We start from the raw sequence: 8,095 nt of genomic DNA, 5'->3' as shown, positions 1-8,095 counted from the left end.
TTCTTTTATTTTATTACACGTGAATGGGTATTTTAAGGAAAAAATAAAGACTGTCGAGATTTTCTCGACAGTCTGAGGCTTGGATGACTCCAGCCTCTTTTTTTTATTTAAATTGTAAACTGATTCATTTTCTCATTAAGCTTCTTCGCCAGCTGCTCAAGCTCTTCGGCATTCTGGAGCACTTGATCCATAGAGTGGGCGGATTGCTCGGTAATCGAAAATGTTTCTTCAATCCCTGCGGCCGACTCTTCAGATACAGAAGCGATATTTTCAATCGATTGGTTGATGGTAATTGATTGGTTTGTTAACTGCTTCAGGCCATCTGTTACTTCTTTAATGCTGTCTGCAACGTGAGTGACGGATTGTTTGATATGCTGCATAGCCTGACCGGTGTCTGTCAGGTTCTCTGTTCCTCTTTCGACTTCTGTAAAGCTGCTTTCTAAGTATTCAATGACGATGTGGATTTCCTGCTGTGTGCCGCCTACAATCCGGGTAATATCCTGCACGGAATCAGAAACGCCGTCAGCCAGTTTTCTGACCTCTTCTGCCACAACGGCGAAGCCTTTGCCGCTTTCTCCAGCGCGGGCAGCTTCAATGGCGGCGTTAAGTGAAAGCAAATTCGTTTGCTCGGCAATGCCGTTGATGACCTGAACGAGCTTGTTGATATCCTGAGAATGCTGCTCCAGCGACTTCACTTTATGAACGGCTTCCTGAACGATATGATGGATGGTTTTCATTTGCTGCAATGACGTATCCATATTTGTGTTTCCGCTTACCGCGAGTTCGAGAACGTTTTGAGACGTATCGCTGATGGTCATGCCATGATTATAGGCTTTATCAATGCTTTCGGTGAATTCATTCATCGACTCGGCAATCATCACGGCGTCTTGGGCCTGTTGTTCAGAGCCCTCAGCCATTTCGTTCATCGTTTCGGTAATATGTTTGCTGCCGGATCTCGTTTCATTTGTTGCGTTTGCCAGTACTTGTGAAGACGAAAGAACCCGGCTTGAGATTTCTTTGGAGTATCCGACAATATCTCTCAGATTAACGACCATTTTTTGCAGCGCTTCGCTCAGATCGCCCAGCTCGTCTTTTGAGTTGAGCGGCTCCATGTCATTCGACAGATCTCCCTCGGCAATATGATTGGCAGACTCCTTCATGCGAATGATAGGCTTTACAATGTTTCGAGTGATATAAAGCCAGATGACAATACTGATAATAATCGAAGCTGCCAGAAGCAAAGCAGTGTAAATAAGCCCTTTATGATAGACGTCCTTCGTTTCTTTTACCGCTGTGTTGCTGCCTTCTTTATTAAAGTCAACAAGCTGAGTGAGTGATTTTTTCATATCCTCAAAGCTCGCTTCAGTCTGAACCAATAAACCTCTTGCTTTGTCCATATCATTCGTGCGGCCGCTTTCTATAATTTGCGCATGAATATCAGTATAGGTGTTCACTTCAGTTTGGAGCTGCTCGAACAGCTTTTGCTCTTTATCATTTGAAATTGTTTTTTCGTAGCTGTCAAGCTTTTGTTTGATGTCTTCAAGAATCTGATTCATTTCTTGATCAAGCGTATCCATTTTGCTTTTTTCTGTGTAAATCAGAAAATCCTTTTCTTTAGAAGACAGGTGCTCGGTCAAATAATTAACCGATGTAATTTCTTTGATGCCGTCAATCCATTTTGTGTTGATTTCATCTGTCTTTTGAATGATATGCTGCATATTAAAAGCGCCTATTCCGCCTACAAGTAAGTTGATCAGGATCAGTGTCAAAAATACCAGGCTGAATTTGCGGGAAATCGTCAGTCGCATATAGTGGTCTCCTTTAAGAACGTAATGTGTGGTTGTACTATATATCGGCTGAGAAATCGTTTTTTTACCTGAAAATGAAAAATAAAAAAACGGCCCTTCTCCCGTCTTTGAGATCAGAACCGTTTTAGCAGTTAGTCAAGAAAGGGAAGGGTCAATCCAATCCGTCGCCCATTTAGAAATCTCACCCAAAATGGGTGCTAACGCCTTTCCTTTATCGGTCAATGAATATTCGATGCGAACCGGAGTTTCCGGGATGACATCCCGCTTCACCACTCCTTCAAGCTCAAGTTCTTTCAGCCGTTCTGACAGAACTCTGCCGCTTAGATTTGGAAGTGCTGCTTCAATTTCGCTAAATCGCTGCGACCCGTTCAAGAGCTGAAATACGATCAAAGCGACCCAGCGTTTACTCAAGATGTCGACTGCTTTTTCAAATCTAGGACACATTTCTGATTGGTTCATACTTTTCACCTCGTCTGTCACTATTATAACGCAAATAACGAGGGAAGGTATGGAAGCGTGATTGATAAAATGCAGAAAGAGAAACAGGGGATTATGAAGAGGAGGCGCGCTTTTTCGCTTCCGAAGCTAAAAAATCAAAGTACTTGCTGAGATTTTCAATATCCTGCTTTGAGAGAAGTTCCCATTTTTTGCTGTTGAAAATCGGGAGGTGCTCCGCTCCGCGAGTGACAGCCGTCTGGTAAATGTCATAAACGGACTGATAGCTTTCCGAAGCTTCGCGGATTTCTGCTGGAAAGGCCCGTATATGGCCTGCGGCAGCCATCAGGTTTTCGTAGGGCACTTTCAGTACGGCCGCCAGTTTTTTAATGGTTGCAGGTTTTGGCGTGCCCCGCTTGCCGTTTTCAATTTTTGAAATGGTGGCCGAGCTGATGCCTGAGTACACCGCAAGCTGATTCACTGTCAGTTTGCGGGCGCGGCGCAGCTCCCGTAATTGCTGTCCGAATGGTGACATGGTGATCGCCTCGCATTTCTATCAAGAGTTAGTCATCAGCTGACCGTTTTTTGGCTTCGTCTGAAATAAACGAAAAATAATGATCCAGCATGAGCAGGTCTTCTTTATTGAGATACTGCCACTTTTCAGTCTCAAGAAGAGCAAGGTTTTTCAGGTCATAGGCCTTTGCTTTTTCAAGCAGCTTACACTTCGTTTCGTAAGGAGCCCTTGCTTCATGTGCTTCTTCGATGTAACCAGCCTTATACATAAGCCCTTCATAAGGAATTTTTAAGGCCTCCGCCAGTTTTTTGATAGTGGCGGGTTTTGGAACGCCCCGTTTGCCGTTTTCGATTCTGGAGATGCCGGCCGCGCTTACGCCTGAATAAGTTGCCAGCTGGTTGACTGTTAATTTTCTCTCTTCACGCAATGCCCGCAATTGTTCGCCAAAGTTTTCCATTTGTCTCACCCCGTCCCTCACTGTTACTCATATTTTAGTATGTTTATTGACTAAAGGGAATAGGTAGGCTGGAAATGTATTGACAAAAGTTAACATAAGCCGTAATGTAAAAGTATAGAAAAAAGTTTTTTCAAGAACGGAAGGTGAGGAAAGTGCCAGTAGAAAAGATACAGATTAGACGTGATTATGTCTTGCAGTATATGGTCAATAACGATTATTCCCTTAACCAGCTTGCGCTGGAAATCGGAGTCTCACCCGCCACACTGAGTCGCGTGCTGAATGGAGAAAGACGGCCGGGACAGCTAGTGATCGGTAAAATGCTTCACTATTTTAATTTGAAATTCGAGGATCTTTTTTACTATGATTTTGTTGACAAAAGTCAATAGAAGGTAGGAAACACAAGGAGATACCGAGCGTTTTCTATCCTAAGAATGATGTGTCAGCACAAACCCTGTCACCAGTTCGTTGCATGTTTTCCATTGTTTTGTAGGCAGCTGATGCCCCTGATATTCCAATCTGAAAAATTCGGCATGACTGCAAGCTTTGCGGTAATAGCCTGAGGCTGGGAAGGTCCAGTCCCGCAGGCCGCCATACATAAACAGCATCGGCATGTGTAAATGAGGCAGCTGTTCAATGCAGTTGTAACGGAGTGAATCCTGATAATATTGATGCCAATGAGCCAGGTCTGCTTTTTTCATATGGCCTGTCAATATGGCTCGAAGCTCTTTGTTTTTTGTGTGGCTTGCGGCGAGGATGCGAATGAGTAAACCGGCGTTTTTCTCGAGCAGATACATCCCGGTCTTGTGAATTTTCTCCCCGATTACGTTATGAACAGCAGGATAAGCGCCGGACAAAACAAGATGCGACACTTTGTCCGGGTGGGTAAAGCCGATGTGCTGCGCGATTAAGCCGCCGGCGGAATACCCGAATAACACAGCCTTATCAATGTGCAGAGCATCCATGAATTGCACAATCTCGTTTGCATAATAAGGGATGGAGGCTGGCTGATCTGCATGATCGCTGTCACCGTGGCCGCTTAAATCGGGAAAAATCACCCTGAAATGCTCGGAGAGAAGGCGCTGATAATAAAAAACCTTGCGTCCCATGCCTGGCGGGTGGATAAAAATGATCGGAATTCCCTGTCCATATTCCTCATAATAAAGATGTTTTCTGCTGGCTATGCTGATAAGGGGCATTATTTTTCTCCTTTTGACTTTTTATATGAATAGGGTAACCAAGATAAAACGCCTTATCCCGTCTTTTGGCGTCTGATACAGCGTGACATGCCAACCCTTTTCATGTAAAATAGAAGTAATGTAGGCCAGTGAGTCTGGAGGTGTATGGGATGCACGCGGTTTTGATTACCTTATTGGTTATCGTCAGCATTGCACTTATTATTGTCGTTTTGCTTCAATCCAGTAAAAGCGCCGGATTGTCTGGTGCGATTTCAGGCGGAGCGGAGCAGCTCTTCGGGAAACAAAAAGCAAGAGGTCTTGATTTGATTTTGCACCGCATCACGGTTGTGCTGGCAGTCTTGTTTTTCGTGTTAACGATTGCGCTTGCTTATATCCTATAGGGCAATGTTTGTATAAGGTCTGATGTGAAGTCAGGCCTTTTTCACGTTTCTGGCTGATATTCAGAGCGTTTTTTTCTGATCAAACTGTGGAAAACTAAAATGATCGTGCAGATAGAAAAGGAGACATGAGCATGAAAGTTGTGACACCAAAACCATTTACATTTAAAGGCGGAGACAAAGCGGTGCTGTTGCTGCATGGCTTTACAGGAAATACAGCGGATGTCAGAATGCTGGGTCGTTACTTGAATGAACGGGGCTATACGTGCCACGCGCCTCAATATGAAGGACATGGCGTTCCTCCTGAAGAACTTGTACATACGGGGCCTGAAGACTGGTGGAAAAACGTCATGGACGGCTATGAATACTTAAAATCTGAAGGCTATGAGAGCATTGCTGCCTGCGGACTGTCGCTTGGCGGGGTTTTTTCGCTGAAATTGGGTTACACTGTACCCATAAAGGGAATTGTCCCAATGTGCGCGCCGATGCATATTAAGAGTGAAGAGGTCATGTACCAGGGCGTCCTTTCATATGCTCGCAATTACAAAAAATTCGAGGGGAAAACCCCGGAGCAGATTGAAGAGGAAATGAAGGAATTCGAGAAAACGCCAATGAACACGCTCAAGGCGTTGCAAGATTTAATTGCCGATGTACGGAACAATGTCGATATGATTTATTCACCGACATTCGTGGTGCAGGCCCGTCATGATCACATGATTAATACCGAGAGCGCCAATATCATTTACAACGAAGTGGAGACTGATGATAAACAGCTGAAATGGTATGAGGAATCAGGCCACGTCATCACGTTAGACAAAGAACGGGACCTCGTCCATCAGGATGTGTATGAATTTTTAGAGAAGCTCGATTGGTAATTAACAGGAGGTTGGATAATGGAAAAAGAAGCATTTATGGAAAAGCTTCTCTCGTTTATGAAGGAAGAGGCGTATAAGCCTCTGACCGTTCAGGAACTTGAGGAGATGTTAAATATTACGGAAGCCGAGGAGTTTAAAGAGCTCGTCAAAGCGTTAGTCGCCTTGGAAGAAAAAGGGCTTATCGTACGGACGAGAAGCGACCGCTACGGCATTCCTGAGAAGATGAATTTAATAAAAGGAAAGATATCAGCACATGCAAAAGGATTCGCCTTTTTGCTGCCTGAGGATACATCGTTAAGCGATGTGTTTATTCCGCCTAATGAGCTGAATACAGCAATGAACGGCGATATCGTCATGGTTCGGCTGAATTCACAGTCAAACGGCTCCAGACAGGAAGGAACCGTCATCCGCATTTTAGAAAGAGCGATTCAGCGGGTTGTCGGTACGTATACAGAAACAAGAAACTTCGGCTTTGTCATTCCGGACGACAAAAAAATCACGAGTGACATCTTTATCCCGAAAAATGGGAAAAACGGAGCTGCCGAGGGGCATAAGGTTGTTGTCAAGCTGACAAGCTATCCAGAAGGCCGCATGAACGCAGAGGGCGAGATTGAAACCATTCTCGGCCATAAAAATGATCCGGGCATTGATATTTTATCGGTCATTCATAAGCACGGTCTGCCGGGAGAATTTCCTGCCGACGCCATGGAACAGGCATCAAATACGCCTGACACCATTGACGAAAAAGATCTGAAAGACCGCCGTGATCTCCGTGACCAGGTGATTGTCACTATTGATGGAGCGGACGCAAAGGATTTGGATGATGCGGTTACCGTGACGAAGCTTGATGACGGAAGCTATAAGCTTGGCGTTCACATTGCTGATGTTAGTCATTACGTAACTGAAAACTCGCCGATTGACAAAGAAGCGGTTGAGAGAGGGACGAGTGTGTATTTAGTTGACCGTGTCATCCCGATGATTCCGCACAGACTGTCAAACGGCATCTGTTCCTTAAATCCAAAGGTTGACCGCCTGACCCTTTCTTGTGAAATGACAATAAACAGCCAGGGGCAGGTGACGGAGCACGAGATCTTCCAAAGTGTCATCAAAACAACGGAAAGAATGACGTATTCAGATGTGAATCAAATTCTTGTTGACGATGATGAAGAGCTGAAACAAAAATACGAGCCTCTTGTTCCAATGTTTAAAGACATGGAGCGCCTTGCTCAAATTCTGCGCGATAAGCGGATGAACCGCGGCGCCGTTGATTTTGATTTCAAAGAAGCAAAAGTGCTTGTCGATGACGAAGGAGCGGTTAAAGACGTTGTCATCAGAGAACGCTCTGTCGCGGAGAAACTGATTGAAGAATTTATGCTTGTGGCGAACGAAACGGTAGCGGAGCACTTCCATTGGATGAACGTACCGTTTATATACCGGATTCACGAAGAGCCGAACGCTGAAAAGCTGCAAAAGTTTTTAGAATTTGTGACGACATTTGGCTACGTGGTGAAAGGAACCTCGGGAGATATTCATCCGCGCGCGTTGCAAAGCATTTTGGACGCTGTGCGTGACAAACCTGAAGAAACAGTTGTATCTACTGTCATGCTCCGTTCGATGAAACAGGCGAAATACGACCCGCAAAGCTTAGGGCACTTCGGTCTGTCAACGGAATTCTATACACATTTCACATCGCCGATCCGCCGTTACCCGGACTTAATCGTCCACCGTCTGATCAGAACGTACTTAATCAACGGCAAAGTCGATGAAGCGACACAGGAAAAGTGGGGTGAACGCCTGCCGGATATCGCCGAACATACATCAACGATGGAGCGCCGCGCAGTTGACGCCGAGCGTGAAACGGATGATCTGAAAAAAGCGGAATTCATGATTGATAAAATCGGTGAAGAGTTTGACGGCATGATCAGCTCTGTGACAAACTTCGGGATGTTCGTCGAGCTGCCGAATACAATCGAAGGTCTCGTGCATGTCAGCTTTATGACAGATGACTACTACCGCTTTGACGAACAGCATTTTGCGATGATCGGCGAGCGGACAGGAAACGTCTTCCGCATTGGAGATGAAATCACGGTCAAGGTGGTCGATGTCAATAAAGACGAGCGCAATATTGATTTTGAAATCGTCGGCATGAAAGGCTCTCCGCGTCGTCCAAGGGAACTGGACAGCAGCCAGAGCAGAAAACGCGGAAAGCCTGCCAGAAAACGCGTCCAAAGCACCAATTCGCCCGTTTCTCCAGCTCCATCTGAGGAAAAAGGGGAATGGTTCACGAAGCCGAAAAAGAAAAAACGCGGCTTTCAAAACGCGCCGAAACAAAAACGGAAAAAGAAAAAATAACAGCTCAACAAGCAAATAGGGCCGCAGTGCTCTATTTGCTTTCTTTCGGAAACAGCTTTTCATTGTAGCGGTACGTGACAT

Annotated in this window: 9 protein-coding genes; 4 read left to right on the top strand and 5 right to left on the bottom strand. The window is 45.2% G+C overall.

Translation table 11 applies throughout. The annotated features are described in order from the left end of the window. Positions 1–107 precede the first annotated feature (107 nt). From ACY3LV_RS10140 to rghR, 4 genes are all read right to left on the bottom strand, one after another. A complete protein-coding gene (locus ACY3LV_RS10140) occupies positions 108–1,808 on the bottom strand; it encodes a methyl-accepting chemotaxis protein (RefSeq protein ID WP_464863723.1) in 1,701 nt (566 codons plus the stop codon). Positions 1,809–1,943: 135 nt separating this feature from the next. Next, positions 1,944–2,267: a catDE operon transcriptional regulator CatR gene (gene catR / locus ACY3LV_RS10135; protein ID WP_148962774.1), complete on the bottom strand. Its 324-nt coding sequence runs from the start codon at positions 2,265–2,267 to the stop codon at positions 1,944–1,946. Positions 2,268–2,358: 91 nt separating this feature from the next. Beyond that, positions 2,359–2,778, bottom strand: coding sequence for a helix-turn-helix domain-containing protein (locus ACY3LV_RS10130; protein WP_289348200.1), 420 nt, complete (start codon positions 2,776–2,778; stop codon positions 2,359–2,361). 28 nt (positions 2,779–2,806) lie between these two features. Continuing rightward, complete coding sequence (gene rghR / locus ACY3LV_RS10125; RefSeq protein ID WP_148962776.1) at positions 2,807–3,214, bottom strand: transcriptional repressor RghR; 408 nt, start codon at positions 3,212–3,214, stop codon at positions 2,807–2,809. Positions 3,215–3,366: 152 nt separating this feature from the next. Between rghR and ACY3LV_RS10120 the strand changes: the two genes are divergently transcribed. Further along, positions 3,367–3,600, top strand: a complete 234-nt coding sequence (locus ACY3LV_RS10120; RefSeq protein WP_009968172.1) for a helix-turn-helix domain-containing protein — start codon at positions 3,367–3,369, stop codon at positions 3,598–3,600. 39 nt (positions 3,601–3,639) lie between these two features. Here ACY3LV_RS10120 and ACY3LV_RS10115 read toward each other — a convergent pair whose 3' ends face one another. After that, complete coding sequence (locus ACY3LV_RS10115; RefSeq protein WP_148962777.1) at positions 3,640–4,410, bottom strand: alpha/beta fold hydrolase; 771 nt, start codon at positions 4,408–4,410, stop codon at positions 3,640–3,642. Positions 4,411–4,559: 149 nt separating this feature from the next. Between ACY3LV_RS10115 and secG the strand changes: the two genes are divergently transcribed. The 3 genes from secG to rnr all read left to right on the top strand — a co-directional run bounded on the left by secG (position 4,560) and on the right by rnr (position 8,014). Beyond that, positions 4,560–4,790: a preprotein translocase subunit SecG gene (gene secG / locus ACY3LV_RS10110; RefSeq protein WP_003220028.1), complete on the top strand. Its 231-nt coding sequence runs from the start codon at positions 4,560–4,562 to the stop codon at positions 4,788–4,790. 131 nt (positions 4,791–4,921) lie between these two features. Continuing rightward, positions 4,922–5,662 (top strand): alpha/beta hydrolase, encoded by a 741-nt coding sequence (locus tag ACY3LV_RS10105; RefSeq protein ID WP_148962778.1) that lies wholly within the window; start codon positions 4,922–4,924, stop codon positions 5,660–5,662. An 18-nt stretch (positions 5,663–5,680) separates the two neighbouring features. Continuing rightward, complete coding sequence (gene rnr, locus ACY3LV_RS10100; protein ID WP_464863722.1) at positions 5,681–8,014, top strand: ribonuclease R; 2,334 nt, start codon at positions 5,681–5,683, stop codon at positions 8,012–8,014. The last annotated feature ends 81 nt before the right edge of the window (positions 8,015–8,095 follow it).

The sequence above is a fragment of the Bacillus sp. 11C genome, assembly GCF_055486375.1.
The sequence above is the reverse complement of the archived record's forward strand: the minus strand, read 5'-3'. Positions and strand labels throughout refer to the sequence as shown.

Excerpts from the sequence above, each read along its gene's own strand:
- ACY3LV_RS10140 (WP_464863723.1), bottom strand. The coding sequence starts at position 1,808 with ATGCGACTGACGATTTCCCGCAAATTCAGCCTGGTATTTTTGACACTG.
- ACY3LV_RS10115 (WP_148962777.1), bottom strand. The coding sequence starts at position 4,410 with ATGCCCCTTATCAGCATAGCCAGCAGAAAACATCTTTATTATGAGGAA.
- ACY3LV_RS10130 (WP_289348200.1), bottom strand. The coding sequence starts at position 2,778 with ATGTCACCATTCGGACAGCAATTACGGGAGCTGCGCCGCGCCCGCAAA.
- rnr (WP_464863722.1), top strand. The coding sequence starts at position 5,681 with ATGGAAAAAGAAGCATTTATGGAAAAGCTTCTCTCGTTTATGAAGGAA.
- secG (WP_003220028.1), top strand. The coding sequence starts at position 4,560 with ATGCACGCGGTTTTGATTACCTTATTGGTTATCGTCAGCATTGCACTT.
- catR (WP_148962774.1), bottom strand. The coding sequence starts at position 2,267 with ATGAACCAATCAGAAATGTGTCCTAGATTTGAAAAAGCAGTCGACATC.
- rghR (WP_148962776.1), bottom strand. The coding sequence starts at position 3,214 with ATGGAAAACTTTGGCGAACAATTGCGGGCATTGCGTGAAGAGAGAAAA.
- ACY3LV_RS10105 (WP_148962778.1), top strand. The coding sequence starts at position 4,922 with ATGAAAGTTGTGACACCAAAACCATTTACATTTAAAGGCGGAGACAAA.